Annotated in this window: 28 protein-coding genes; 26 read left to right on the top strand and 2 right to left on the bottom strand. The window is 49.4% G+C overall.

Features of this window, described 5'->3' with window-relative positions; all coding sequences use genetic code 11:
* Positions 1-486: 486 nt before the first annotated feature.
* The 5 genes from NYE62_RS19460 to NYE62_RS19440 all read left to right on the top strand — a co-directional run bounded on the left by NYE62_RS19460 (position 487) and on the right by NYE62_RS19440 (position 5030).
* Complete coding sequence (locus NYE62_RS19460; protein ID WP_342497133.1) at positions 487-801, top strand: hypothetical protein; 315 nt, start codon at positions 487-489, stop codon at positions 799-801.
* A 23-nt stretch (positions 802-824) separates the two neighbouring features.
* Complete coding sequence (locus NYE62_RS19455; protein WP_015418481.1) at positions 825-1655, top strand: transcription antiterminator; 831 nt, start codon at positions 825-827, stop codon at positions 1653-1655.
* A gap of 217 nt (positions 1656-1872) precedes the next feature.
* On the top strand, positions 1873-3255 hold the full coding sequence (locus tag NYE62_RS19450) for a sucrose-specific PTS transporter subunit IIBC (RefSeq protein WP_342497132.1): 1383 nt from the start codon (positions 1873-1875) through the stop codon (positions 3253-3255).
* Positions 3252-4691, top strand: coding sequence for a sucrose-6-phosphate hydrolase (locus NYE62_RS19445; RefSeq protein WP_342497131.1), 1440 nt, complete (start codon positions 3252-3254; stop codon positions 4689-4691). The genes NYE62_RS19450 and NYE62_RS19445 overlap by 4 nt, the downstream gene beginning before the upstream one ends.
* Before the next feature lie 114 nt (positions 4692-4805).
* Positions 4806-5030 (top strand): hypothetical protein, encoded by a 225-nt coding sequence (locus NYE62_RS19440; protein ID WP_032863870.1) that lies wholly within the window; start codon positions 4806-4808, stop codon positions 5028-5030.
* A 31-nt stretch (positions 5031-5061) separates the two neighbouring features.
* Here the strand turns inward: NYE62_RS19440 and NYE62_RS19435 are convergent, their stop codons facing one another.
* The gene (locus NYE62_RS19435; RefSeq protein ID WP_199022237.1) at positions 5062-5874 is read right to left on the bottom strand and encodes a bifunctional hydroxymethylpyrimidine kinase/phosphomethylpyrimidine kinase; all 813 of its coding nucleotides are present in this window, start codon (positions 5872-5874) and stop codon (positions 5062-5064) included.
* 149 nt (positions 5875-6023) lie between these two features.
* Here NYE62_RS19435 and NYE62_RS19430 point away from each other — a divergent pair, with 149 nt between their 5' ends.
* The 8 genes from NYE62_RS19430 to NYE62_RS19395 all read left to right on the top strand — a co-directional run bounded on the left by NYE62_RS19430 (position 6024) and on the right by NYE62_RS19395 (position 11407).
* Positions 6024-6362: a PadR family transcriptional regulator gene (locus NYE62_RS19430; protein WP_007614551.1), complete on the top strand. Its 339-nt coding sequence runs from the start codon at positions 6024-6026 to the stop codon at positions 6360-6362.
* Positions 6355-6990 carry a permease prefix domain 1-containing protein gene (locus NYE62_RS19425; RefSeq protein ID WP_132105616.1) on the top strand — a complete coding sequence of 212 codons (636 nt, stop codon included), beginning with the start codon at positions 6355-6357 and terminating at the stop codon, positions 6988-6990. The genes NYE62_RS19430 and NYE62_RS19425 overlap by 8 nt, the downstream gene beginning before the upstream one ends.
* Before the next feature lie 44 nt (positions 6991-7034).
* Positions 7035-7562: a hypothetical protein gene (locus tag NYE62_RS19420; protein WP_144664808.1), complete on the top strand. Its 528-nt coding sequence runs from the start codon at positions 7035-7037 to the stop codon at positions 7560-7562.
* Between the two features lie 84 nt (positions 7563-7646).
* On the top strand, positions 7647-8453 hold the full coding sequence (locus tag NYE62_RS19415; protein ID WP_007407698.1) for a glycosyltransferase family 2 protein: 807 nt from the start codon (positions 7647-7649) through the stop codon (positions 8451-8453).
* A 14-nt stretch (positions 8454-8467) separates the two neighbouring features.
* Entirely contained in the window at positions 8468-9151 is a 684-nt protein-coding gene (locus NYE62_RS19410; RefSeq protein ID WP_012118732.1) for a uracil-DNA glycosylase, read from the top strand.
* A 60-nt stretch (positions 9152-9211) separates the two neighbouring features.
* Positions 9212-9634: a YwdI family protein gene (locus NYE62_RS19405; RefSeq protein WP_015387535.1), complete on the top strand. Its 423-nt coding sequence runs from the start codon at positions 9212-9214 to the stop codon at positions 9632-9634.
* Between the two features lie 18 nt (positions 9635-9652).
* Entirely contained in the window at positions 9653-10972 is a 1320-nt protein-coding gene (locus NYE62_RS19400) for a purine/pyrimidine permease (RefSeq protein ID WP_144664810.1), read from the top strand.
* A gap of 63 nt (positions 10973-11035) precedes the next feature.
* Entirely contained in the window at positions 11036-11407 is a 372-nt protein-coding gene (locus tag NYE62_RS19395; protein WP_003150969.1) for a DUF423 domain-containing protein, read from the top strand.
* A 46-nt stretch (positions 11408-11453) separates the two neighbouring features.
* On the opposite strand, the gene gerQ is transcribed toward NYE62_RS19395, so the two are convergent.
* Positions 11454-11999: a spore coat protein GerQ gene (gerQ, locus tag NYE62_RS19390; RefSeq protein WP_007614539.1), complete on the bottom strand. Its 546-nt coding sequence runs from the start codon at positions 11997-11999 to the stop codon at positions 11454-11456.
* Positions 12000-12279: 280 nt separating this feature from the next.
* Between gerQ and NYE62_RS19385 the strand changes: the two genes are divergently transcribed.
* The 13 genes from NYE62_RS19385 (at position 12280) to NYE62_RS19325 (ending at position 24580) form a co-directional block, all read left to right on the top strand.
* Positions 12280-13050 (top strand): glycosyltransferase family 2 protein, encoded by a 771-nt coding sequence (locus NYE62_RS19385; protein ID WP_015240806.1) that lies wholly within the window; start codon positions 12280-12282, stop codon positions 13048-13050.
* 4 nt (positions 13051-13054) lie between these two features.
* Entirely contained in the window at positions 13055-14479 is a 1425-nt protein-coding gene (locus NYE62_RS19380; RefSeq protein ID WP_144664811.1) for a CDP-glycerol glycerophosphotransferase family protein, read from the top strand.
* A 22-nt stretch (positions 14480-14501) separates the two neighbouring features.
* Positions 14502-15671, top strand: a complete 1170-nt coding sequence (locus tag NYE62_RS19375; RefSeq protein ID WP_342497130.1) for a DegT/DnrJ/EryC1/StrS family aminotransferase — start codon at positions 14502-14504, stop codon at positions 15669-15671.
* A complete protein-coding gene (locus NYE62_RS19370; protein WP_015418470.1) occupies positions 15672-16535 on the top strand; it encodes a GNAT family N-acetyltransferase in 864 nt (287 codons plus the stop codon).
* Positions 16535-17656: an N-acetylneuraminate synthase family protein gene (locus tag NYE62_RS19365; RefSeq protein ID WP_047936283.1), complete on the top strand. Its 1122-nt coding sequence runs from the start codon at positions 16535-16537 to the stop codon at positions 17654-17656. Before NYE62_RS19370 ends, NYE62_RS19365 begins: the two co-directional genes overlap by 1 nt.
* Entirely contained in the window at positions 17649-18389 is a 741-nt protein-coding gene (locus NYE62_RS19360) for a spore coat protein (protein WP_186314448.1), read from the top strand. Before NYE62_RS19365 ends, NYE62_RS19360 begins: the two co-directional genes overlap by 8 nt.
* A 1-nt stretch (position 18390) precedes the next feature.
* A complete protein-coding gene (locus NYE62_RS19355) occupies positions 18391-19395 on the top strand; it encodes a glycosyltransferase (protein ID WP_144664814.1) in 1005 nt (334 codons plus the stop codon).
* 27 nt (positions 19396-19422) lie between these two features.
* On the top strand, positions 19423-20160 hold the full coding sequence (locus tag NYE62_RS19350) for a sugar phosphate nucleotidyltransferase (protein WP_342497129.1): 738 nt from the start codon (positions 19423-19425) through the stop codon (positions 20158-20160).
* A gap of 2 nt (positions 20161-20162) precedes the next feature.
* Positions 20163-21110 (top strand): dTDP-glucose 4,6-dehydratase, encoded by a 948-nt coding sequence (gene rfbB, locus NYE62_RS19345; RefSeq protein ID WP_007407684.1) that lies wholly within the window; start codon positions 20163-20165, stop codon positions 21108-21110.
* 20 nt (positions 21111-21130) lie between these two features.
* Entirely contained in the window at positions 21131-21979 is an 849-nt protein-coding gene (rfbD, locus tag NYE62_RS19340; protein ID WP_012118721.1) for a dTDP-4-dehydrorhamnose reductase, read from the top strand.
* Complete coding sequence (locus tag NYE62_RS19335; RefSeq protein WP_003150986.1) at positions 21976-22431, top strand: dTDP-4-dehydrorhamnose 3,5-epimerase family protein; 456 nt, start codon at positions 21976-21978, stop codon at positions 22429-22431. Before rfbD ends, NYE62_RS19335 begins: the two co-directional genes overlap by 4 nt.
* Before the next feature lie 215 nt (positions 22432-22646).
* Positions 22647-23108 carry a biofilm surface layer hydrophobin BslB gene (bslB, locus tag NYE62_RS19330; protein WP_022537147.1) on the top strand — a complete coding sequence of 154 codons (462 nt, stop codon included), beginning with the start codon at positions 22647-22649 and terminating at the stop codon, positions 23106-23108.
* 185 nt (positions 23109-23293) lie between these two features.
* Complete coding sequence (locus tag NYE62_RS19325; protein WP_003150991.1) at positions 23294-24580, top strand: Glu/Leu/Phe/Val dehydrogenase; 1287 nt, start codon at positions 23294-23296, stop codon at positions 24578-24580.
* Positions 24581-24666 lie beyond the last annotated feature (86 nt).

The following is a 24666-nucleotide window of genomic DNA, read 5'->3' as shown; positions in this document are numbered from 1 at the left end:
TAGTATATATTTCTTGAAAATTCAAAATAATCCTTGTGACATATGACTCATTTATGGAAATTGGTCTGTGAATAAGGAGGGAGTTATACACAGAATCCTGTGTATAACTGAATAAATTTGTGTATATATATTGTTGGGAACGAGTGTTCCTATACAAAATATAGATCGAGTTTGTGGATATGTGGATATACCCTGTGTTTAAGCTGTGCTTAACCAAGGGATAAGGTGTGTATAACTTTTTTATCGGCTTTTCCATTTTTCAGGTCATTTCCATCAGCTTTCAACAAAACTTCTGAAAACTAGTTTGTTTTTTCACTCATATTGTGACAAACAATTCGCCCGGCCGCGTCTATCATAGAGTCATAGGGTTGCTAGACCCGCTAGTTTTTAGCGGAGAAGGATCGGCCGCCTTTTCCGTTAAAGCGGAGAGAAAAACAGGCCTGCGAACAAGCTGTCTGTCAAAAAGAAGCGGAGGGATGATTTGCAATGAAACGTTTGCTAGTATCTTTACGGGTGTGGATGGTCTTTCTGATGAACTGGATGGCGCCGGGTAACGGAAGATATCCATTAGCCGCCGTGTACGGAAACCAAGCGGCTTATTATAAGAAAGCGAAGCGGACGGCTGGGGCTTTTTCGTTTGTGAGCCGTGTCCGATCGGCGGATTTGACCGATGAAACGAAATCGGCCTGCGGCGGGCTGGATAAAAACCGATGGATGCCTGTCCGCAAAGAATTGCCGAAACGGGAGCGCGCGGGTCCGGCACCTTTACATCATATGAAAAAGAGGGTACAATCCCACTAAACATAAGAACGGGAGCGAGCCTCTTGAGAATAGACAAAGTATTAAATAACAATGCGGCGTTAATAAAAGAAGACGGACGGGAAAAGATCGTAATGGGTCCCGGAATCGCTTTTCAAAAGAGAAAAAATGATGTGATTCAAAAACATAAAATTGAAAAAATATTTGTCGTGCACGACGAAAATGAAAAGTTCAAACAAGTGTTAGAAACGCTTCCCGAAGAGCATATAGAGGCGGCTGAAGATATCATCAGCCATGCGGAGGGAGAGCTTGCGGCACCTTTGAGCGATCACATCCACATTGCGCTGGCGGACCATTTATCCTTTGCGATCGAAAGGATTCAAAACGGCCTTCAGGTGCATAACCGATTGCTTCATGAAATTAAGGCGCTTTATAAAAAAGAATATGAGATCGGCCGCTGGGCGGTTGAACACGTGAAACAAACCCTCGGTATATCATTGCCTGATGATGAGGCGGGGTATATCGCGCTTCATATCCACACTGCCAAGGCGGATGCCAAAAGCATGTATTCGGCGATGAAGCATACAACCATGATCAAAGAAATGATCGAAAAGATCGAATCCTTTTTCGAACAGAAGGTGGATGAAGACAGTATTTCCTATCAGCGCCTCGTCACGCACTTACGGTATGCGGTCAGCCGGTTGGACTCAAATGAAGCACTCCATTCCATGGACGAGGAGATGCTTTATTTCATCCAAAAAAAGTATCCGTTTGCTTATCGGTGTGCGCTTGAGCTGGCGGCGTTTTTAAGAACTGAATATGATTTGGAACTGCCGGAATCCGAGGCCGGCTATATTACGCTGCATGTCCAGCGTCTGCAAAAAAACCCGGAATAACGCGTCTGTTTCGAGAAACAGACTTTTTTTTGAAAACATATTGACGAAAGCGCTATCATGAAATAAAATGAAAGCGCATTAAAAAACTGAATCCGGCGGGATTGTGACTGGTAATGCAGGCAAGACCTAAAATTTGCGTACATGAAAAAGGGATCATGCTGACCTTTTTCGTTGGCGAATTTTAGGTCTTTTTTGATTTTAGAAAGGGGGATACATCATGAATTATCAAGAAACGGCAAAACAGCTTATCAAACATATCGGAGGGGAATCAAATATCATCAGCGCGACACATTGCGCGACGCGGCTCAGGCTCGTCATTCAAGATGAACAGAAGATCAGCCAGGCCGGCATTGAAGAAATAGAAGGCGTAAAAGGGGCTTTCAGCAGCTCGGGGCAATATCAGATTATATTCGGCACCGGCCTCGTGAATAAAGTGTATGACGCTTTTTCAAAAGAAGCCGATTTGGGGCGGGAGGATCGTGAGACACATCAGGACGCAGCGAAAAAAAAGCTGAATCCGGCCGCAAGATTTGCGAAGACACTGTCTAACATATTCGTTCCCATCATTCCGGCTATCGTGGCAAGCGGACTTTTAATGGGGCTGCTCGGCATGATGAAGGCTTTTCACTGGGTGTCTGAACAATCATCGCTGTTTAAGCTTTTAGACATGTTTTCAAGCGCGGCATTTATCTTCCTGCCCGTATTCATCGGGTTCAGCGCGGCGAAGGAATTTGGCGGTAATGCCTATCTCGGTGCCGTGCTCGGGGGAATTATGATCCATCCGGCGCTTTTGAATCCGTGGGGGCTTGCGGATGCATCGCCTGATTTTATGCAGCTCTTCGGCTTCGACATTGCGCTGCTCGGCTACCAAGGGACGGTCATCCCCGTACTGTTAGCCGTTTACATTATGAGCAAAGTGGAAAAGGGCACGAGAAAAATTGTGCCTCACGCATTCGATTTATTGGTCACGCCGTTTGTCACGGTGATTGTCACAGGATTTATCACCTTTATCGCAATCGGTCCGCTTGGCAGGACGATCGGATCAGGCATTACCGTCTCGCTGACATATGTGTATGATCATGCGGGCATTGTTGCCGGACTGCTTTTCGGCGGTCTTTATCCGCTTATTGTGCTTACCGGTGTGCATCACAGCTTTCATGCGATTGAGGCCGGCCTCATCGCTGATTTAGGCAGAAACTATATCCTTCCTATCTGGTCGATGGCGAATGTCGCTCAGGGCGCGGCGGGACTGGCTGTATTTTTCCTGACGAAAAAAGCGAAAATGAAAGAAATCGCTCTGCCGGCCGCATTTTCCGCTTTTCTCGGCGTAACCGAACCAGTCATTTTCGGTGTGAATCTAAGGTACCGCAAGCCGTTTATCGCGGGAATGATCGGCGGAGCGCTGGGAGGAGCCTATGTCGTGGTGACCGGTGTCGCCGCCAATGCCTACGGTCTGACCGGAATTCCGATGATTGCCATCACGGCTCCGCTCGGTTTAGGAAATCTTATAAACTATCTGATCGGAATGGGCATCGCCTCTGTCTCAGCGTTTATTGCCGCTTACATTATGGGAGCTAAAGAAAAGGAGGCCGTCAAATGAGGACACCGGATCAAGAGCTGCGCCTGCAGGCTGAGGAAGCGAAAAAGAAGCGGGGGGAAACAGCCGCGTCAGATCCATACCGCCAGAACTACCATATTATGCCGCCGGTCGGGCTTTTAAATGATCCGAACGGCGTAATCCAATGGAACGGCGTATATCACTTGTTTTTTCAATGGCAGCCATTTCATACGGGGCACGGCGCGAAATTTTGGGCGCATGTGACGACGAAGGATTTCGTTGAGTGGAAAGAGGAAGAAATCGCGCTTGCGCCGGGTGAGTGGTATGACAAAAACGGCTGTTATTCCGGAAGCGCCATCGAAAAAGACGGGCGGCTCTGCCTGATGTACACAGGCAATGTCCGTGACGGAGAAGGCAATCGGGAAACGTATCAATGCCTCGCCGTATCCGAAGACGGGATCGTATTTAAAAAAAAAGGAGTCGTCGCGCGTCTCCCGGAAGGCTATACCGCTCATTTCCGTGATCCGAAGGTTTGGAAGAAAGACGGAGCGTATTACATGGTGCTCGGCGCGCAGACAGAAAAGCTCACCGGAAGCGCTGTATTGTTCACATCAGAGAACTTGACGGATTGGACGTTTCTCGGTGCGATTGCGGGGGCGGACTCCGGCGGTCTCGGGTCATTGGGCTATATGTGGGAATGTCCCGACCTGTTTTCCCTTGACGGAATCGACGTGCTGCTCGTATGTCCGCAGGGGCTTGAAGCCGACGGGATAAAATATCATAACAGCCACCAGGCGGGCTATTTCCTCGGCAGGCTGCATACAGAGCCGCCAGAGTTTAAGCACGGTGAATTTACGGAGCTTGACAGAGGATTTGATTTTTATGCGGCGCAGACGCTGGAAGATGATAAGGGACGGAGGATTCTGTTTGCGTGGATGGGCGTTCCGGATCAGCATGAGGACAAACATCCGACACATGCGTATCACTGGATTCACTGCTTAACGATGCCGAGACAGCTGTCACTGTCCAACGGCAGAATCATACAGCGCCCGCTCTCGGAAATGAAATCACGCCGCACGGATGAACAAAAGCGCCGGCTTCAATTGAATTGTTCGTCTGTAAGCCTCCCGGTGAAAGATGCGTCCCGGGCTGAAGTGCTGCTGGAAGACATTACTTGCGAATCCGGTTTTGAAATCTCAATTCGGGGTGCGGCCCGGTTTGTATTTCATCAGGAAGAGGGGCTGGCTGTGCTGGAGCGCACCGCTTTCAGCGGAGAAGAAAAAGAAAAGAGAAGCTGCGCTATCGGCGAGGTGCATTCCGTGCAGCTCTTTCTGGATTCATCCTCCATCGAATTGTTTTTGAATGATGGAGAAGAGGTATTCAGCGCCAGATATTTTCCTTTCCCGGGAAATGATGACGTAACCGTCACTTCGGCAGGGAAAACGGAAATAAATGGCTCAATTTGGACACTTTTGTAGAAAATCGTTCTTTTTTCTTATGTGAAACCTATGCCATCTGTGCTATTCTTCAAACGAAAGACTATGATTCCAGGAATAAAAGGAGTTGTTTTCTCAGTTTTGAAAAATCAGAAGATGACGCCGAAATGTTTACTTGTCAAAGCCGCAGAGCAAGTGGAAGATAAGCGGGAAGAATATAAAGAAGTATTGCTTCAGCTCAATCGCATGCTCAAGAGAGCTGAGCCGCACAATGAATGGAGTGCTCGGCTGATGCATACATATGAACAGATGAAGGAATATGCGCTGTTTGTGCAGTCTATTGAGATGTTTTTGCGGTCATCCGCGAAAAAAATGAAATAATCCCCCTCGGGTAATGAGGGGGATATTTATTTTATTTTCCGCTAAGACGCATCGCCGAATGTTTAGTCGGTCCGATGTATTGGTTCAGCGGGAAGGATTCTTTGATTGCCGCAGTGATAAATTCTTTTGCCGCATAGATGGCTTCCTTCACTTCAGCGCCTTTGGCCAGTTCTGCCGTCACGGCGGCGGAGAATGTGCATCCGGCTCCGTGCGTGTAAGGTGTATCAATCATTTCGCTTTCTAATACTTCCGCGGTTTTTCCGTCATACAGCACGTCGATCGCTTTTTCATGTTTCAATTTGCCTCCGCCTGTAATCAATACATATTTCGCGCCGAGTTCGTGAATTTTCTTGGCCGCTTCTTTCATGTCTTCCACCGTTTTTAATTCATCCATACCGCTCAGCTGGCTTGCTTCAAACAGGTTTGGCGTGATGACGGTTGCCAGAGGCGCCAATTGGGTGCGAAGCGCTTCGGCATGCTCCGGATACAGCACTTCGTTCGCTCCTTTGCAGACCATGACAGGATCGATAACGACATTCTTCAGCTGTTTTTCTTTAATCGTTTTCGCCGCAAGCTCTATGATCTCCACGGTAGGGAGCATTCCCGTTTTCATGGCGTCTACGCCGATTCCGTCAACAATCGTCGCCAGCTGTGCGCGAATCGTATCGGCATCGATCGGAAATACTTGATGATCCCAGCTGTTCTCCGGGTCCATCGCTACGATCACGGTCAAAGCCGTCATTCCGTATACGTTTTTTTCTTGAAATGTTTTTAAATCGGCCTGAATTCCCGCGCCGCCGCTGGAATCAGAACCGGCAATAGTAAGTGCTTTGTGCATTGACATATCAATGGCCTCCATCAGTGTTTTATATCTCATTATAGTTAGATTTTCTCCCAATCACAATACGGAAGGCTTGGAGGAATGATTTGACAGCCGCAGGGGATGTGCGTACAATACCTACATAAGATTACTAGGTAAGGGTGAGAAAATAAATGCTCAACAGGGAGCTTGTAAAGGGAAGCACGGTCATTCTGGTGCTGACGCTCCTGAATGAACGGCCCATGTACGGGTATGAACTTGTGAAAGAAATGGAGAAAAGAAGCGGGAATGAACTGCAAATGAAGGAAGGCACGCTGTACCCATCGCTTCATAAGCTTGAACGCCAAAGCTATATTTCTTCTTACTGGGAAAAGCAGACCAAAGGGCCGGACCGAAAATATTACCGGATCACCGATGAAGGAAAAACCATTCTAGCCGAACGGACGAAGGAATGGAATCTGTTCTCTGCTTTGATGGACCGGATGCTGAAGCGGGGCGGGCAGAATGGATAAGGACCTTTATGTGCAGGAAATCAGAAAAGGGCTGGAAGGCAAGGCCGGAAGCCGTGAATTATTAAAGGAAATCGAAAGCCATATTCATCATGCCATTTGTGATCATCTGGAAAAAGGCAAAACCGAAAGCGAAGCGATGGCGCTTATTCTGCGGGAAGTGGGGACTCCGTCTGAGATTATCTCTGCTTTTCAAAAAGCTTCGGCGGTGCCCGCGCGGACTTTTATGCTCTTTTATCTGTTCTGCAACTGCGGTCTTTTTGTGATGGGGGCGATGATTACGATGATGCACGCGTGGAGAATTCATCCCGCTGTTGACGCGCTGTGGAAAGGGATTTCCGTGTCAGTATGGCTGATCATGATCGGTTATGTGCTGTATTGGTTCCAAATCGGCTATCAAGCTGGCAAAGAGTTCGGGGCTGGCGGCAAAAAGCTTGCTGAGCGGACGGTATGGGCTTCAATGGTGCCGAATCTATGTTTTATGTTTGTCTTTTTGTTCAATCTGGTTCCGGCTGGGCTGTTTCCTTCGGCGGTCACACCGAGTTTTGCGGCAGTATGCGCCGTTGTGACGGTCTGTTTTCCGTTTTGCGGAAAATTGGGTTTTTACGCAGGCAGGCAGAGACTTGCCTGATTTTTTTCACTATATACATAGAATTTCTATATAGGAGTGATGAAATGAGACTGGGTTCGTGGATATACGGCGCGTGCGCCCAAATAGCCGTTACCGTGTTTACCGTTTTCAGCTTGCTTCTCGTATTGCCTGTTGTGAGTCTTTTTATTATGGTAATGAACACGCTGCAAGACGCTTTTTTTGCTGTTTTCGGGATTTTGTTCCTTCTCTTATTTTATGCGCTGGGGTGGCTTTGGGCTGTTTCATTTGCACGGGAGTGGAAAGTGAAACTTTTCGAGCTGCAGATCAGTTCGCTCATTCCGCTGGCGGGTATATTATACTTGTACATTGACAGCGGGGTGAGTATACCGGAACTGATTCATGATTGGGATGAGGATGGATGTGCGCTTGTCCCGCCGGCTTTCGTCTGTTTGTGCACATGCTATGCGATGGTGTTGGTGCCTGTTTATCAATCAAAACTTTGGAACGCCATGGAGGCGGGCAGACTTAATGCCAAGGCGGTCTGCACTGTTTGGGGAGACCTTCTGATCATTCTCGTTTTGCTGGCGGGCATGACCTGGATTTGTTTCTGAATGGGCCGAAATCAAAAATCCCCCCTGATCTCTCCGCCGCTTTATGTTTTAATAGAACATGAGAAAAAGCAGAAGGAGCGGATCATGAATATATCAATTGTCATAGTCACGTATAATCGGATTCCGGCTTTGTGTGAGCTGCTGGAGTCGATTTCCATGCAGACCATAAAGCCTTATGAAGTGATCATTGTAAATGATGCCGGGGAATCGGTCGAACAAGCGAAGCAGCTGTACAGCGATCTGCCGATTCAGATTATTGATTTAGAACAGAATGCCGGACATGTGGAAGCTCGGAACGCAGGTGTGAAAAAAGCGTCGGGTGATTGTATCATGCTGTGCGATGATGATGATTTCATTACGCCGGGCCATTTGGAAAGAATGGCGGCTGCACTTGCTGATGCGGATTTTGTCCATTCTGACGCGGAAATTGTGTCATTTGAAGAACGGGGCGGCACGAGATACCCGGTGTCACGAAAGCCGTTCGCCTATACGGCGGATTATGCGGATATGCGGGTATTTTCCACGTACGTTCCGTCAGGCAGCATGTACAGGCGTTCTCTGCATGACACGTTAGGGTATTTTGATCCGGATGTCCATAATTATTGGGACTGGGACTTTTATTTGCGCGCCGCGAAACAGCACCGTGTGAAGCGTGTTCCTTGCGCGAGCGTCATATATGCGTTTTTTGAGGGAGGCGGCAATCAGTCCGCGGATCTCGGCGGCAAACGGAAGCGGTACTTAGACCGGTTAAGCGAAAAGCACGGGCTTGGAGAACTCCCGACGAAAAACTTCGCGGTTCTTCTTGAAGAGCCGGACATGAAGAGGCGGGAGGCGCCGACTGACATTGTGTGGGACGGAAAGCCCGTCCATTCAAGACTGCACAGTTCATAAGGGGGACGGACAGTTTGAAACAGCTTTTAAAAGACAGCTGGTGGAATCAGCTGAAAGATGAATTTGACAAACCGTATTATCAAGAGCTGAGAGAGATGCTGAAACAAGAATACAGCAGCCAAACGATTTATCCTGACAGCCATGATATTTTTAACGCCTTGCATTATACGCCCTATGAGGATGTAAAAGCAGTCATTCTCGGACAGGACCCGTATCACGGGCCAGGACAGGCGCACGGGCTTAGTTTTTCCGTTCAGCCCGGGGTCAGACAGCCGCCGTCTTTGAAAAATATTTTCATAGAGCTTCAGGACGATATCGGCTGCTCCGTACCGAACCACGGATCGCTCGTCAGCTGGGCGAAGCAGGGAGTGCTTTTGTTAAACACAGTGCTTACGGTTCGCCGCGGTCAGGCCAATTCCCACAAAGGCAAGGGATGGGAGCGGCTCACTGACCGCATCATTGATGTGGTGAATGAAAGAGAGAAGCCGATTGTCTTTATCCTATGGGGGCGTCACGCGCAGATGAAAAAAGAGCGCATTGACACATCGAAACACATTATTATTGAATCGACTCATCCGAGCCCGTTTTCGGCAAGGAACGGTTTTTTCGGGAGCAGACCGTTTTCCCGTACAAACGCCGCCCTTGAAAAAATGGGGGAGCAGCCCATCGATTGGTGCATCCCCGACCTGCCGCAATAAACGGTTTTTTTGAGGCGCTTCCGCCCGGCGGAAAGCGCCTTTTTTGGCGTTCCGGGCGGTATGCCGTCAGAAAAAATAACAAACTCAATTCTGCGATTCGCTCAGAAATTTGATAAAATGCAGGAAGAAGACAAATTACTGCTGGAGGATTTACTCATGAACATACATATCTCTGCTTTGATTCAGAAGATGGAAGAAGAACTGAGGCAGGCGAAAACGGCGACCCGCACCGAGGAGGTCAAAATGCACGCGGCCGCCATCCGCTCTCTGTGTGATGTCGTGCTCGGCACTCAGACGCACACCGCTCCGGCGCCTGTGCAGAATCCGATTCCGAAAGCGGCGCCGAAACCTTCCGCGTCTCCTTCGACAGATCCGCTGCTGCTTGAAAAAATGATGGGCAGCGCCGGGCTGAACCAATATCAGAAAAAAGCGAAAGACGAACGTGAGGAAGACGGAAACGGGGATTCCATTTTCGATTTTTAACAGGAGAGGTTGATTGACTTGAAACTGATACTCGGGGGTTTGCAATGGACGGCATTTATGATTGCGGCTGCGATTGTAGTTCCTGTCGCCATCGCACAATCATTTCACTTGAACCATGCCGATTCTGCCGCATTGATTCAGAGCACATTTTTTGTGCTTGGCGTCGCCGCGGTCATCCAATGTCTCCAGGGACATCGTCTGCCGATTAATGAAAGCCCGGCAGGCTTATGGTGGGGCGTATACACGATTTACGGCGGACTGACTGGCACGGTGTTCGCGACATTCGGCGAGACGCTGCGGGCGCTGCAGGGGGCGCTGTTATTAAGCGCTGTCTTTTTCTTTTTGTTCAGCCTTTTTAAAGTGATTGAACGGCTGGCCGTGCTGTTTACGCCGGTTGTGACCGGTGTGTATCTGCTACTGTTGGTCATGCAGCTGAGTCAGCCGATTGTGAAAGGCCTTTTGGGCATCGGCTATTTAAAAAACAGCGTCGACGGCCTTGTATTCGGGCTCGCCATGGTTGTGACGGCGGCGATGTTCATCATGTCCCGATCGAATGTTACGTTCTTAAGACAGTATGCGATTCTCCTTTCGCTTGCCGGCGGATGGATCTTATTCGCCGTCTTCGGCGCTGCCAAACCGATTCAAATACCGGACCGCGTGATTCAGCTGCCGTCTCTTTTTCCGTTTGGAAAACCCGTGTTTGACAGCGGCCTGATCATTACGTCACTCTTCATTACCGTGCTTTTGATTGTCAACATGCTCGCGAGCATCCGGGTTGTAGAAGCGGCGGTGAAAAAATTCGGCGGCACCGTCGGGAAGCGGCGTGAGCGTCCGGCAGGGTTTGCGGCTTCGATCAGCCACCTTTTGAGCGGACTGTCAGGGGGCATTGCGCCTGTGCCGATTTCAGGGGCGGCCGGTTTTATTGAGACGACGAAGCTTCCTTCGAAAAAGCCGTTTCTTTTGGGAAGTGTATTTGTCATGATCATCAGTATGATCCCGCTATTTATGAATGCGTTTGCGAGTCTGCCCTCACCGGTCGGCTTTGCGGTAAACTTCGTCGTTTTTTCCACGATGGCGGGTCTTGCCTTTACGGAGTTTGACTCTTATGAGAAAGCGGAGCAAAAACGAATCCGCTCCATTATCGGTCTGGCGCTCCTGACGGGGGTCGGCGTAATGTTTGTGCCGGAGAGCGCGTTATCAGGGATGCACCCGATCCTGATTTCGCTCTTAAGCAACGGCCTTGTGCTCGGGACGCTGCTGGCGATAGCGATTGACCGAATCCAGCTTATCAAAAAGAAAAAATCCGACAATCTCGTGTCATCGGATGACGGACGTTGAATTTTGCCGATGTTGGGTTATGATTGAATTGGAAACTTTAACGAAAAGGCGGGAGAAAAATAGATGAAAGTGTTTATTATTCTTGGTGCGATTAACGCTTTATTGGCCGTGGCGCTGGGCGCTTTCGGCGCGCATGGGCTTGAAGGGAAAATCCCCGATAAATATTTACAGGTGTGGCACACAGGTGTGCAATATCATATGTATCACGCGCTCGGTCTTCTGGCTGTCGCGTTTTTGGCCGAAAAGCTTTCTGGCGCAGGCAGTGTTTCTGTTGCGGGCTGGCTGATGTTTGCGGGCATCGTTCTGTTTTCAGGAAGCCTGTACGTATTGAGCGTGACGCAGATTTCCATTCTAGGCGCGATTACACCGCTCGGCGGCGTGGCGTTTATCATCTCTTGGATTATGATTATCGTCGCGGCCGTCAAATATTTATAAAGAAAAAAAGCCAATCCTCTGTCAAGTGAGCGATTGGCTTTTTGATTTATCTCGGAGAATAAGAAGACATGGAGTACGGATAAGTATAAGCGATTTCCTCATCAAACGTGATGTAATCAAGGTAAATGGTCAGAAGCAGATAGCGGGTGCCCGTTTTCGGATCGCTGATGATGATATGGTCACGTCCCGCCGCCTGAATCACACCGCGGAAAATCTTTGAATTCCATTCTTTGCTGTTTTCAAATGTCATATAAATCGTCGCCGTTTTGCCCCGGTTCAACCGCAGAATATTTTCAATGTATGACTCTTCAATCGGCAGCATGCCGGGAACGTTTTGTGACGATGATGGACCTGACGGAATCTGAAAGCTGCCGCCGCCCTGCTGCTGCGGCTGGCCGGGGAACCCCCCGCCGAAGCTCTGCTGGCCTTGCTGCATCGGCATTGTCATTTGCTGCTGCATCGGCATCATTTGTGATCCTTGGCCCTGAGGCTGCGGATAAGGATTAGGCCCGAGCTGCGGCTGGTATCCTTGCATATCCATTCCCATCCCCATCCCTTGCATTTGCTGATATTGATTCTTTTTCGGTTTCATATTGTTCCTCCTTTGATGAAAACCTCTTGATGCTGAAACCTCCTGACAAGTATCAGACAGCCGACAGAGCGGCTGCTGTTTTTATCTATTCCACCATATGAGCCCAAAGAAAGATTTATGCGAAAAAAGAAAATACGCTCCAATAAGTCCGGACATCAGAGCCGGCTTTTTTTGTGTGCGCAATGCTGACTTTTCACATAATAGTCTGTATTCCTAGCGCATCTTCCGCATAAGGAACATATGATAGCGGTAGTTTCAGGTGCGAAAAGGGGGTGACGAGTTGCCTAAAGTGTCAGTGATCATGACGAGCTATAACAAAAGTGACTATGTGGCCCGCTCTATTAAAAGTATTTTGTCTCAGACGTTTACGGACTTTGAGCTGTTCATTATGGATGACAACTCAAATGAAGCGACATTGGCGGAAATACGTCCTTTTCTCACGGATGACCGCATCCGGTTTTATCAAAGCGATGTATCGGGCGTCAAAGAAAGAACGGAAAAAACACGCTACGCCGCCTTGATTAATCAGGCAATAGAAATGGCGGAGGGCGAGTACGTGACGTATGCGACCGACGACAACACGTATGTGCCGGAACGGCTTGAGAAAATGGTGAAAGAGCTTGATGAAGACCCGGAAAAAGCCGTCGTGTATTCAAGTTCCAAAACCTATCATCTGAATCAGCGGAAAGAGACGGTGAAGGAGACGGCCAGGCCCGCCGAACGGATCGTGTGGAACGCGCCGTGCGCCATTGACCATTGTTCGGTCATGCACCGGTTTTCCGTGCTGGAACAGGTCAAATCGGCATTCGGTTCCTATTGGGATGAAAGCCCGGCGTTTTACCGGATTGGTGACGCCCGTTTCTTCTGGAGAGTGAATCATTTTTATCCGTTTTACCCGATTTCTGAGGAGCTTGATATCAATTATATTACCGATCAATCCATCCATTATCAGCTTTTCGCGGCGGAGAAAAACGAGTTTGTGAACAGCCTTCCGCAGCAGACCACGTGCCGGGAGCTGAGGGAATCATTAAAAAAGCTTGGAAAGGGGTGAGGGCTTGTCGGCATACTTAGCGAACTATTGGGTGCTGTACCGGCAGTATATTGACCTTTTTCAGTCACTTCGCTACAAAGACATCCCGCTCGCATTGATCAGTAATTTTTATCAATATATCAGTCCGGCGCTTCGGGAGAGCATGGAGCAGAACCCAGAGCTTTTCGGTCCGGCTGATCAGCATATTCCTGAAGCCGGTATACAGCCATATTATGATCAAAAAAGGCAAAACATTAAGAAAACAGATGAGAAACCGGTAAACGGAAAGGTCATTCTGCATTTCGATCATCTTCGGTTCACCGAGGGAAACTACCGGCAGTTTGACCCGGCAAAAACAGCAGTACTGGCCAGATGGAGTCTGCCTGACCATTACGGGCTGCCCGTTATCTGCAAATTGGAGCTGACGGGAATGGGGCAAAAAGGGAACCCCGTCCCTTATATTGAAAAAGCCCATTCCATTTTGAAAGAGCTTCACAGCCATCCCGCTTTCGGAAACAGAGAATTTCAGGAACGTTTGTATAAAGACATCCCGTTATTTATTGAAGCGATTGACGCCATTGATATTTTGTTTACGGCCGAAAAGATTTCCGCCGTTGTAGTCGGCACGACGGAGGATATTTACAGCCGTGTGCTGGCGCTGACGTGCTCGAAAAAAAACGCCGTCAGCATCTGTCTGCAGCACGGAGCGCTCATGGGAGATGAAGCGTTTCTGCCCGTATTTACGGACTATCAGGCCGTATTCGGGGCTTATGAAGCGGAGTGGTATAAAGCAAAAGGCTGCAGGGATGAACAAATCATCATCACGGGGCATCCCCGTTTCGACGAGATTTTCTCAAGAGAGCCGATAGATCAGGACACGTTTTACCGCAAACTTTCTTTTCTCCCGTCACAGCGGACGGCGCTGATCGCCACGCAGCCGTTTTCTGATGAATTTTATACGGGAGTGCTTGAAGAGCTTGCCGGCCAAAAGAACATGCAGCTCATTATTAAACCGCATCCGTGGGAAATCGGCAAAAACAAGCTGGATGCTTACAATCAGGTGCTGCGGAAATATAAAGCAGGCAAAATCATCAAAAAAGAGATGGAGCTGTATGATATTCTCCCGTATGTTGACGCTGCGGTGACACAGACATCAACGGTCGGTCTTGAAGCGATGCTGTTTCAAAAGCCCGTGCTGATCGGAAAATCAGCGGGAACCCGCAGATACCCTTATTATCACTCACTTGGAGAATTTGTCTTTGAGGACCCGCAGGCACTCGCTCAGGAATTAATCCGGATATGCGAAAGCCCCGCAGAATATCAAAAAGCGGAACAGGCGCGCCGTGCTTTTGTCGCCGCGAACTACCCGGTTCAGGATTCGCTTGCCGCTTTATGCCAAGTGCTTCAGGAAAAAACCGGAGTCAGCTTCAGACGGGTTGACCCTTCATAAAAAAGATAGGAGCGCAAAGAAAATGGTGCAAAAAAGATCAGCTTTTCTTCCCTATTCATTGCCCATGATCGGGAAGGACGAAATTCAGGAGGTTATTGATACGCTTGAATCGGGCTGGCTTTCAAAGGGACCGAAAGTAGAGGCGTTTGAAAAAGCCTTTGCCGCCTGGACGGGGGCAAAGCACGCGATCGCGCTGAACTCATGTACCGCCGCTTTGTTTTTGGCCCTGAAAGCGAAAGGGATCGGTCCCGGCGACGAGGTCATCACGTCTGCCGTGACGTTCAGTTCAACGGCCAATACAATCGTGCACACAGGCGCCGTTCCGGTGTTTGTTGACATCGATCCGCTTTCGCTGAATGCGGACTCTGAAAAAATTGAGGCGGCCGTCACCCCGCGGACAAAAGCGATTGTACCCGTTCATTTCGCCGGCCAGTCGTGTGATATGGATCAGATTCTGGCCATTGCCGAAAAGCATCAGTTATTTGTCTTAGAGGATGCCGCACATGCCGTGTATACCACGTACAAACAGAAAATGATCGGATCAATCGGTGATGCGACGGCATTCAGCTTCTACGCGACAAAAAACCTGGCAACCGGTGAAGGCGGCATGCTGACGACGGACGATGACGGGCTTGCCGATCAAATCAGGGTGCTCAGCCTTCACGGCATGAGCAAAGGCGCGTGGAACCGCTATTCTTCAAACGGAAGCTGGTACTACGAGGTCGAAACGCCCGGCTATAAAATGAATATGTATGATCTTCAGGCAGCGCTTGGGCTTCATCAGCTGAAACGGATTGACAGCATGCAGCAAAGAAGAGCCGACATTGCGAGCCGCTACCAGGACGCCTTCAGACACATGAAAGGGCTGACCATCCCGCATGTCAGTGATGACGGGCGGCATGCATGGCATCTGTATGTTCTTCAAATAGAGGAGCAGGAGGCCGGGGTCAGCCGGAACGATCTGATTTCCGCTTTAAAAGACCAATATAATATCGGCACAAGTGTTCATTTTATTCCGGTTCCGTTCCATCCGTATTATCAAAAAACGTACGGGTATAAGGAAACTGACTTTCCGGCCGCTGCAGCGTATTATCACCGCACCGTGTCACTCCCTCTTTATCCGTCAATGACAGATGACGACGTTGAATACGTCATTGCAGCCGTTACGGATATCGTCAAAGGGGCTGATTAGGTGTACAGACTGAGGGAAAATCTTGCGCAGGACATGATTCATACCTTCCTGCATCAGAAGGGCATTCAGCCGGAAGCCTATGAATCGTCGCTCTGTTTATTGGAAGAAAACAGCCTTCAAGGCGTAATTTTATATGAAAACTCTTCGTGGGAAAGTCAATTGTTCCGAAAAAATATCATCAATGTGAAGCTTGCAGCCGCAAACAGCGCCGGTCAGCTTAAAAGGCTGTTTCAGGAATTTTACGCGGCAAGGCGGGCGGCAGGCACTGATTTTATATTTATTAAAATACCGGCTGAAGATATCGGCGCGATGCAGGTCGTTCAGCAGCTTCCGAACGCTTATTTTGTAGGGAGTCTGCTCAAGCTCGTCAGTCCTGTGCGTGTATATAACAGCACACCGCCGTTTGAGATTACAGAAGCCGGACCCGGCGACACGGAAGCGATCAGCCGGCTGGCCCGCGACGCCTTTACAAAAAGCAGGTATTACCAAGATCCCCGCCTCAGCTATGAAAGTGCAAACCGCCTGTTTGAAGAGTGGGCGCGGAATAACGCGGAAGGCAGAGCTTCGTTACAATTCGCCGCCACATATAAGGGAGAGACCGTGGGCTTTATTCAGGGGCTGTCTAAAGGCGATGAATTCGTCCTTGATCTGATGGCGGTAAAGCCGGGCTTTGAAGGGAAAGGAGCGGGATTCCATTTAGCGGCGCACATTATTGAACAATCATTGCGCTTTCAGCATAAGACTGTATCAGCGGGAACGCAGCTCCACAATGTAAGAGCCATCCGCCTGTATGAAAGAATGGGATTTAAAGCGGATGCGTCCTATTACTACTATCATGTGTGGCCCGGGAAGGAGGCGGACTGATGGCATCATGCCAAATCGGAACGAAGTCAATCGGCGAAGGTTCGCCCGTATTCATCATCGCCGAAGCCGGAATTAATCATGACGGAAAACTGAGCCAGGCGTTTGAATTGATAGATGCGGCCAGTGAGGCCGGCGCGGACGCGGTCAAGTTCCAAATGTTTCAGGCTGACAAAATGTATCAGAAAGACCCCGGCTTGTACAAAACCGCTGCGGGAAAAGACGTCTCGATATTTTCTTTAGTGCAATCAATGGAAATGCCCGCTGAGTGGATCGAACCGCTGCTTGAATATTGTAAGAAAAAAGGCGTGCTTTTTTTAAGCACGGTCTGTGACGAAGGCTCTGCCGACTTACTGTATGCGACTTCGCCTTCAGCCTTTAAAATCGCCTCCTACGAGCTGAACCATCTGCCGTTATTGAAATATGTCGCGGGGCTGAAGACCCCGATTATTTTTTCCACCGCGGGCGCTGATATTTCAGATATTCAGGAGGCTTATCAAACCATTACCGGCGAGGGGAACAAAGAAATTGCGATCATGCATTGTGTAGCGAAATATCCCGCGCCGCCTGAATACAGCAATCTGAGCGTCATTCCCATGCTTGCCGCCGCATTCCCGGATGCAGTGATCGGTTTCTCCGATCACAGCGCCCATCCGTATGATGTGCCGTGCGCGGCGGTCAGGCTCGGAGCGAAACTGATTGAAAAGCATTTTACGATCGATAAAAACCTGCCCGGTGCTGATCACTCCTTCGCCCTCAATCCGGATGAATTAAAACAAATGGTTGCGGCGATCCGCTCAGTTGAAGCGGAGCTGCGGCAGGGGCATCACGCTTCGGTGCCGGAAGTGCTGTCGGGAAGCTCCCATAAAACCACGACACCGATTGAAGGAGATATCAGAAGGTTCGCTTACAGAGGCATTTTTTCAACAGCGCCGATTCAAAAAGGCGAATGTTTTACGGCGGAAAACCTTGCCGTCCTTCGTCCCGGCCAAAAACCGCAGGGGCTCCACCCGAGATATTTTGAACTTTTAACTGACGGGACGCGTGCGGTCAGGGATATCCCCGCTGACACGGGCATCACTTGGGATGACCTTTTGACGAAAGGCAGCCCATATGATGACTGACATTTTGTTTATCATTCAGGCGCGGATGGGAAGCGGGCGTCTTCCCGGCAAAGTGCTGAAACCGATCGGCGGGTATACGATTCTCGATATGATTGTCAAAAGGGTTCGGCAAAGCGCGTATTATGATCAATCGCGGGATAATCTGATCGTCGCCGCGTCTGACAGCAAGACCGACGACATTCTGTCTGCGCACTGCCTCAGCAAGAACTACCGTGTGCACCGCGGTAGCGAGCAGCGCGTGCTTGACCGGTTTGCACAAGTCATCGAACGAGTAAAACCGGACATCGCAGTCAGACTGACGGGGGATAACCCGTTTGTCGACCCTTCGCTGCTTGATTTTCTGATTCAATCGCATTTAGATCAGCACGCGGACTACACGTATATCTGCGGTACACCGCTTGGCATCGGCGGCGAGGCGGTAAGCGCGCGACTTTTAACGGAGATCAATGCCGACAAAACGCTGGCGGACAAATACCAGGAACATGTCACGCTTTTAATAAGAGAATCTCCTGAGAGGTACCGGCTTCTCTTTCCTGAGCCCCCGCAGGAACTCCGGGCTCCTCACTTGCGGATGACCGTCGATACAGAAGAGGACTACAGGCTGGCCCGCGAGCTGTACGTAAAAGCGGGCTCGCGTCCTGATATTCCGGCAAGAGAATTGATCCATCTGCTGAATAGTGATCCGGAGCTCAGGGCCATTAATCAAATGATCCGGCAAAAAGAGGCTGATTAGCATGCGGGTTTTGATTTTCGCGGACGGGGGCCGTGACATCGGCATGGGGCACGCGGTGCGGATGAAGCTGCTTGCCGGTGCCATTAAGAACAATTGCTCAATAACGTTCTGCACAAATAAAGAGGCTTCTTCTTATCTGTCATCTGATCAATGGGAAGTGATCATCAAGCCTGACAAGGGACAGAAGGAATTTATTGTCCGGGAAATAAACAGGCAGGCTCCTGACCTTCTCATATTCGATCTGCTCGATATGCCGTGTGACTGGTTAGAGGAAGTCAAAAAGCATTCATCGGCACGCATCGTCTTATTTGAAGAAAAACGGGAACATGTCATTCATTTATGCGATGCCGTTATAAACGGCATTTACGGAGGGCTGAAAAGCCGGACGGTCCAAATGGGCAGCGCCGCGGTATATGAAGGCCCGGATTATATGATTCTTCATCCGGGTTTTGAAAAAGCCAAACAGCTTTATCAGCTGAGAAAAGAATGCCGGACCATATTGGTTTCATTAGGAGGAAGCGACCCGAAGAACCTTGTCTTTAAAGTGATGGAAGCATGCCGCCGCATCCCCGACATTCAGCGAAAACGAGTGATCATCGTCATGGGCGGCGCCGCGCCTCATGCTGACGACGTGCGCGCGCATCTTACACAAATGCCTTATGCCGAGCTGGTAAGGCAGACAAATGACATGGCCGCGCTTCTTTCGAGGGCTGATATGGCCGTCGTGTCCGGCGGGATCACTTTATATGAAACCATTTGTACAGGTGTGCCCTGCATCGTACTTTCTCAAGTGGAGCATCAAACTGAGACGGCGGAAAAATTCGCCGCACGGGGGGCCGCCGTTCATCTCGGCCTTGGTGAATGCATATCAGCGGACGTTCTCGCACGGCATATGTCTGACATGGCCGCTGATTATCCGATGCGGACCGGACTTCATCAAAACGGAAAGCCGCTGGTTGACGGCAGGGGCATCAAACGGGCGGCGGCGATTCTTTATGATTTGTGATAAAACCACACGTAAGGAAGTGTTCATGTGAAAGGTGTTATCTTAGCCGGAGGCACCGGCTCACGCCTTATGCCGCTGACAAAAGCGGTCAATAAGCATTTACTCCCTGTCGGTCCATATCCGATGATTTACTGGTCGATCATGAAGCTGGAAGAAGCGGGGATTACAGATATCTTGCTGATTACGCAAAAAGAATATATTCCTCAATTTCATAAACTTCTCGAAAACGGAGAAGAGCTCGGCGTCTCAATCACATATCAGGTTCAGCCAGCCGCCTCCGGCATATCCGACGGTTTATCATACGCAAAGCGGTTTACCGGGCGCGATCCGTTCGTTCTGCTTTTGGGAGATAATATTTTTGAAGATTCATTAAAACCTTATACGGAGCGTTTCGCAAAGCAGGGAAAAGGAGCGAAAGTGCTGCTGAAAGAAGTGGACGATCCGGAGCGCTTCGGCATCGCCGAGATTGATGAGAAAAACAAACGGATCAAGTCGATCATTGAAAAGCCGGAGCAGCCGCCGACCAGACTATGCGTCACAGGGATCTACATGTACGACGCAGAAGTGTTTTCCTATATTGAACAAATTTCCCCTTCAAAACGCGGCGAACTGGAAATTACGGATGTCAATAATTTATACATTGAACACAGTGAGCTGACGTATGATGTGTTAACGGGCTGGTGGGTGGATGCGGGCACGCATGAATCGCTCTACCTCGCCGGAAGCCTGGCGCATCAGGCATTACAGAAAGGACAGGAGCATTAATCATGCCAAAATCATATTTAATTACAGGGGGCGCCGGATTTATCGGCCTTACCTTTACAAAGATGATGCTGAAAGAAACGGACGCGCAGATTACCGTCCTGGATAATCTCACGTATGCAAGCAGGCCGCTTGAAATAGAAGCCTTAAAAAAGAACGGCCGTTTCCGTTTTATCAAAGGTGACATTTCTGAAAAAGAGGACATTGACAAAGTCTTTTCCCAAATGTATGACGCTGTCATTCATTTTGCGGCTGAATCCCATGTGGACAGAAGCATAAATCAGGCAGAGCCGTTCATCACAACAAATGTGATGGGCACATACCGACTGGCGGACGCGGTGTTACAGGGAAAAGCCGGCAGGCTGATTCACATTTCCACAGATGAGGTGTACGGAGATTTGGCGCCGGATGATCCCGCTTTTACGGAGACGACGCCGCTTTCTCCGAACAACCCGTATTCGGCCAGCAAGGCAAGCTCAGACCTGCTCGTCATGTCTTATGTGAGAACCCATAAGCTTCCAGCCATCATTACGAGATGCAGCAACAATTACGGGCCGTACCAGCATCACGAGAAAATGATTCCGACCATTATCAGGCATGCCGTAAACGGCACGCCGGTTCCGCTGTACGGCGACGGGATGCAGATCAGAGACTGGCTGTTTGCCGAAGATCATTGCCGCGCCATTAAGCTCGTGCTGGAAAAAGGAACACTCGGTGACATTTACAATATCGGCGGAGGAAATGAACGGACGAATAAAGAGCTTGCGTCATTTATCATGAAGGAGCTCGGTGTCGAGGAACGGTTTGCTCATGTCGAAGACAGAAAAGGGCATGACCGCCGTTACGCCATCAATGCTTCAAAGCTGAAAAATGAGCTGGGATGGCGGCAGGACGTCACATTTGAAGAAGGAATGAGAAGAACCATTCGCTGGTATACAGACAGCCAAGACTAATCGGAAAGAAGGGGATCCGATTGACGAAGGTATTAGTAACCGGAGCGGCCGGCCAGCTGGGGCGGGAGTTATGCCGCCAGCTGAAGCAGGAAGGGTATGAAGTGATCGCCTTGACAAAAGCGATGATGAACATATCTGACCAGCGTTCGGTGCGGCACTCGTTCAGCCATTACAAGCCGGATATCGTCGTCAATACGGCGGCATACACCTCCGTTGACAAATGTGAAACGGAGCTCGACAAAGCGTATTTAATAAACGGAATCGGCGCTTATTATGCCGCGCTTGAGGCTGAAAACACCGGCGCGAAATTCATTCACATCAGCACCGATTACGTCTTCAGCGGCAAAGGAACACGGCCATACCAGACCGATGATCCCGCAGATCCGGGCACGATTTACGGAAAAAGCAAAAAACTCGGCGAAGAACTGATCCGGTTAACGGGGAAAAACCACACCATTATCAGAACATCGTGGGTGTACGGCAGCGGCGGGCACAACTTTGTCAATACGATGCTGAAACTTGCGGATACACATGATCAGGTGCGTGTCGTTAACGATCAAGTCGGGGCGCCGACGTACACAAAAGATTTAGCCGAAACGGTGATCGGTCTGTTTGACAGGCCGCCGGGCTTATACCACGCCGCAAACAGCGGAGTGTGCAGCTGGTATGAATTTGCCAAGGCTATTTTTGAAGAAAGCGGCAGAACCGCCGCCGTGTTGCCCGTCACGACGGAGGAATACGGAAATGAGACGCCGCGCCCCGCTTACTCGGTGTTGAGTCTTGAGTCGATTGAACGGCAGGGGCTCGGCATGAGGCATTGGCGGGAAGCGCTGCATGATTATTTACAAAGGGAGGGACAGTGCAAGTGATCGAAGGCGTAAAAATCAAAAAGCTGATCAAACACAGCGATGACCGGGGTTTTTTCTCAGAACTCGTCCGTGACGATGAACATCTCTTAGAGCGTTTCGGGCAGGCTTCCTGGTCCAAAAGCTATCCCGGCGTCATTAAAGCGTTTCACTATCATGAGAAACAGGATGACCTATGGTTTTTTCCGACGGGCCACGCCCAGGTCGTGCTGCATGACCTTCGCGAAGAGTCTGCAACCAAGGGAGAAACGGATGTCTACTACATGGGAGAAGACAATCCGATGCTCCTTCTCATTCCCAAAGGCGTCGCACACGGGTACAGAGTGCTGGGTGAAACCCCGCTGACCATTATTTATTTCACGACAATGTCCTACAATCCGGATCAGCCTGACGAAAAAAGAATCCCGTGGAATGATGACACCATCGGATTTGACTGGCAGACGGCTCACCGATAGCGCACAAGACGAAGACAGCGGATGTCTTCGTTTTTTGTGCTGATTCATCTCGTGAAAAATAAATGATAGAATATTCCAAAAAATAATTTACTTCCATGGATAAAGGTGGTAGATTATTCTCAGGAAAAGAGAAACCCAATTCGCGAATGGAATCATCAGACACGCTTTTCCGGCAGAGGACGCTCTGAATCCCATATGATCTGGAGGAATTCATGATGTTAAAAAGAAAATCATTTTCGGCCTTTCTCATCAGTGCTGCGGTATTTTCATCTGTGTTCTTGCCATCTTTTCATGCGAACGCCCAATCTGCCGTTATTGAAGCGAAAACCGTCAATAGTACGAAAGAATACGCGACGTCTGATATTGAAGTCACATACAAGCCGAATGCGCTGCTTGCCGTCGGCGCCGTTGAATTTCAATTTCCTGACGGGTTCAACGCCACTGTGAGGGACTCTGTAAACGGAAGAACACTGAAAGAAACGCAAATTCTCAACTACGGAAAAACGGTCAGACTTCCGCTTACCCTTGACTTATTGGGCGCGTCTGAATACAATCTCGTCCTGGTGCGTAAAAACCTTCCGCGCGCGGGCGCGTATACAATTAAAGGCGATTACGTAAACGGTTTGGGGGCCGGCAGTCTTTATGCCGAAACAAAGCTGGTTATTGACCCGCGTTAATCCAGGATGAAAGAGGCTGACAACAGCCTCTTTTTTTATGCGCAAAAAACCTGGCATGAATCTTGCATATAAAAAGGGCGTAACGACAATGTGAAAGGGATTGATGGGTTTTGGTGTAAAAGCGCTTACATTTTGTTCTGCCGGTAATTGAAGCTTACACGTAAAATACGATGAGGTGATAAAACATGTCAGCCAACCCGCTTTCTAAAAGCAATCAGAAAGATGAAGAAAAAGAAGTTCTTAATTTGTTCTTGTCAACACAATCGATCATAAAAGAAGCCCTGCGCAAACTGGGCTATCCTGACAATATGTATGAACTGATGAAAGAGCCGATGCGGCTTTTAACCGTCCGCATCCCTGTCAAAATGGACAATGGCTCAGTACAGGTTTTCACGGGCTACCGCTCACAGCATAATGACGCAGTCGGCCCGACAAAAGGGGGCGTGCGGTTTCATCCGGAAGTCAGTGAAGAAGAGGTTAAGGCGCTTTCCATCTGGATGACTTTAAAATGCGGCATCACAAATCTTCCTTACGGGGGCGGAAAAGGCGGCATCATCTGTGATCCGCGGACGATGTCATTCGGAGAGCTGGAACGGCTGAGCCGCGGATATGTGCGTGCGATCAGCCAGATCGTCGGTCCGACAAAGGATATTCCGGCTCCCGACGTATATACCAACTCGCAGATTATGGCATGGATGATGGACGAATACAGCCGCCTGAGAGAATTTGATTCACCGGGATTCATTACGGGCAAACCGATCGTTCTCGGCGGTTCACAGGGGCGGGAGACGGCGACCGCGCAAGGCGTCACGATTTGTATTGAGGAAGCCGTTAAGAAAAAAGGGATTCCATTGGAAAATGCGCGGATCATCATTCAGGGGTTCGGAAATGCGGGGAGCTTTCTCGCTAAATTTATGCATGACGCCGGTGCCAAGGTGATCGGCATCTCAGACGCCCACGGCGCTTTGTATGACCCTGACGGCCTTGACATTGATTACCTGCTGGATAAGCGGGACAGCTTCGGCACGGTGACGAATCTCTTCTCGGATGTCATAACGAACAGGGAGCTGCTGGAAAAGGACTGTGATATTCTCGTGCCCGCCGCAATCTCCAATCAGATTACGGCTGAAAACGCCCATCACATTAAAGCCTCAATCATTGTGGAGGCGGCAAACGGCCCGACAACGATAGATGCCACGAAAATTCTGAATGAAAGAGGCGTGCTTCTCGTGCCGGATATTTTGGCAAGCGCCGGCGGCGTGACGGTGTCTTATTTTGAATGGGTGCAAAATAATCAAGGCTTTTACTGGTCTGAGGAGGAAGTCGCCGGAAAACTGCGCAGCGTCATGGTGAATTCGTTTGAATCCATTTATCAGACAGCGCATACCCACAAAGTCGATATGCGTTTAGCCGCCTATATGACGGGCATCAGAAAGTCGGCTGAAGCGGCCCGGTTCCGCGGCTGGGTATAAGTGTTATCCGCAAAGAGATTTTGCATCAGTTATATAGCGGATCGCAAAATTTCTTTGCGTTTTCAGATTACAGCTGACAGATTCGG

Source organism: Bacillus sp. FSL K6-2861, assembly GCF_038630725.1.
In the GTDB taxonomy this organism is placed as follows: domain Bacteria; phylum Bacillota; class Bacilli; order Bacillales; family Bacillaceae; genus Bacillus; species Bacillus velezensis.
Note: the sequence above shows the minus strand (reverse complement) of the source record. Positions and strands in the feature narration are given on the sequence as shown.

Excerpts from the sequence above, each read along its gene's own strand:
- NYE62_RS19460 (WP_342497133.1), top strand. The coding sequence starts at position 487 with ATGAAACGTTTGCTAGTATCTTTACGGGTGTGGATGGTCTTTCTGATG.
- NYE62_RS19450 (WP_342497132.1), top strand. The coding sequence starts at position 1,873 with ATGAATTATCAAGAAACGGCAAAACAGCTTATCAAACATATCGGAGGG.
- NYE62_RS19445 (WP_342497131.1), top strand. The coding sequence starts at position 3,252 with ATGAGGACACCGGATCAAGAGCTGCGCCTGCAGGCTGAGGAAGCGAAA.
- NYE62_RS19440 (WP_032863870.1), top strand. The coding sequence starts at position 4,806 with ATGACGCCGAAATGTTTACTTGTCAAAGCCGCAGAGCAAGTGGAAGAT.
- NYE62_RS19435 (WP_199022237.1), bottom strand. The coding sequence starts at position 5,874 with ATGTCAATGCACAAAGCACTTACTATTGCCGGTTCTGATTCCAGCGGC.
- NYE62_RS19430 (WP_007614551.1), top strand. The coding sequence starts at position 6,024 with ATGCTCAACAGGGAGCTTGTAAAGGGAAGCACGGTCATTCTGGTGCTG.
- NYE62_RS19425 (WP_132105616.1), top strand. The coding sequence starts at position 6,355 with ATGGATAAGGACCTTTATGTGCAGGAAATCAGAAAAGGGCTGGAAGGC.
- NYE62_RS19420 (WP_144664808.1), top strand. The coding sequence starts at position 7,035 with ATGAGACTGGGTTCGTGGATATACGGCGCGTGCGCCCAAATAGCCGTT.
- NYE62_RS19415 (WP_007407698.1), top strand. The coding sequence starts at position 7,647 with ATGAATATATCAATTGTCATAGTCACGTATAATCGGATTCCGGCTTTG.
- NYE62_RS19405 (WP_015387535.1), top strand. The coding sequence starts at position 9,212 with ATGCCGTCAGAAAAAATAACAAACTCAATTCTGCGATTCGCTCAGAAA.
- NYE62_RS19395 (WP_003150969.1), top strand. The coding sequence starts at position 11,036 with ATGAAAGTGTTTATTATTCTTGGTGCGATTAACGCTTTATTGGCCGTG.
- gerQ (WP_007614539.1), bottom strand. The coding sequence starts at position 11,999 with ATGAAACCGAAAAAGAATCAATATCAGCAAATGCAAGGGATGGGGATG.
- NYE62_RS19375 (WP_342497130.1), top strand. The coding sequence starts at position 14,502 with ATGGTGCAAAAAAGATCAGCTTTTCTTCCCTATTCATTGCCCATGATC.
- NYE62_RS19365 (WP_047936283.1), top strand. The coding sequence starts at position 16,535 with ATGGCATCATGCCAAATCGGAACGAAGTCAATCGGCGAAGGTTCGCCC.
- NYE62_RS19360 (WP_186314448.1), top strand. The coding sequence starts at position 17,649 with ATGACTGACATTTTGTTTATCATTCAGGCGCGGATGGGAAGCGGGCGT.
- NYE62_RS19355 (WP_144664814.1), top strand. The coding sequence starts at position 18,391 with ATGCGGGTTTTGATTTTCGCGGACGGGGGCCGTGACATCGGCATGGGG.
- rfbB (WP_007407684.1), top strand. The coding sequence starts at position 20,163 with ATGCCAAAATCATATTTAATTACAGGGGGCGCCGGATTTATCGGCCTT.
- bslB (WP_022537147.1), top strand. The coding sequence starts at position 22,647 with ATGTTAAAAAGAAAATCATTTTCGGCCTTTCTCATCAGTGCTGCGGTA.
- NYE62_RS19325 (WP_003150991.1), top strand. The coding sequence starts at position 23,294 with ATGTCAGCCAACCCGCTTTCTAAAAGCAATCAGAAAGATGAAGAAAAA.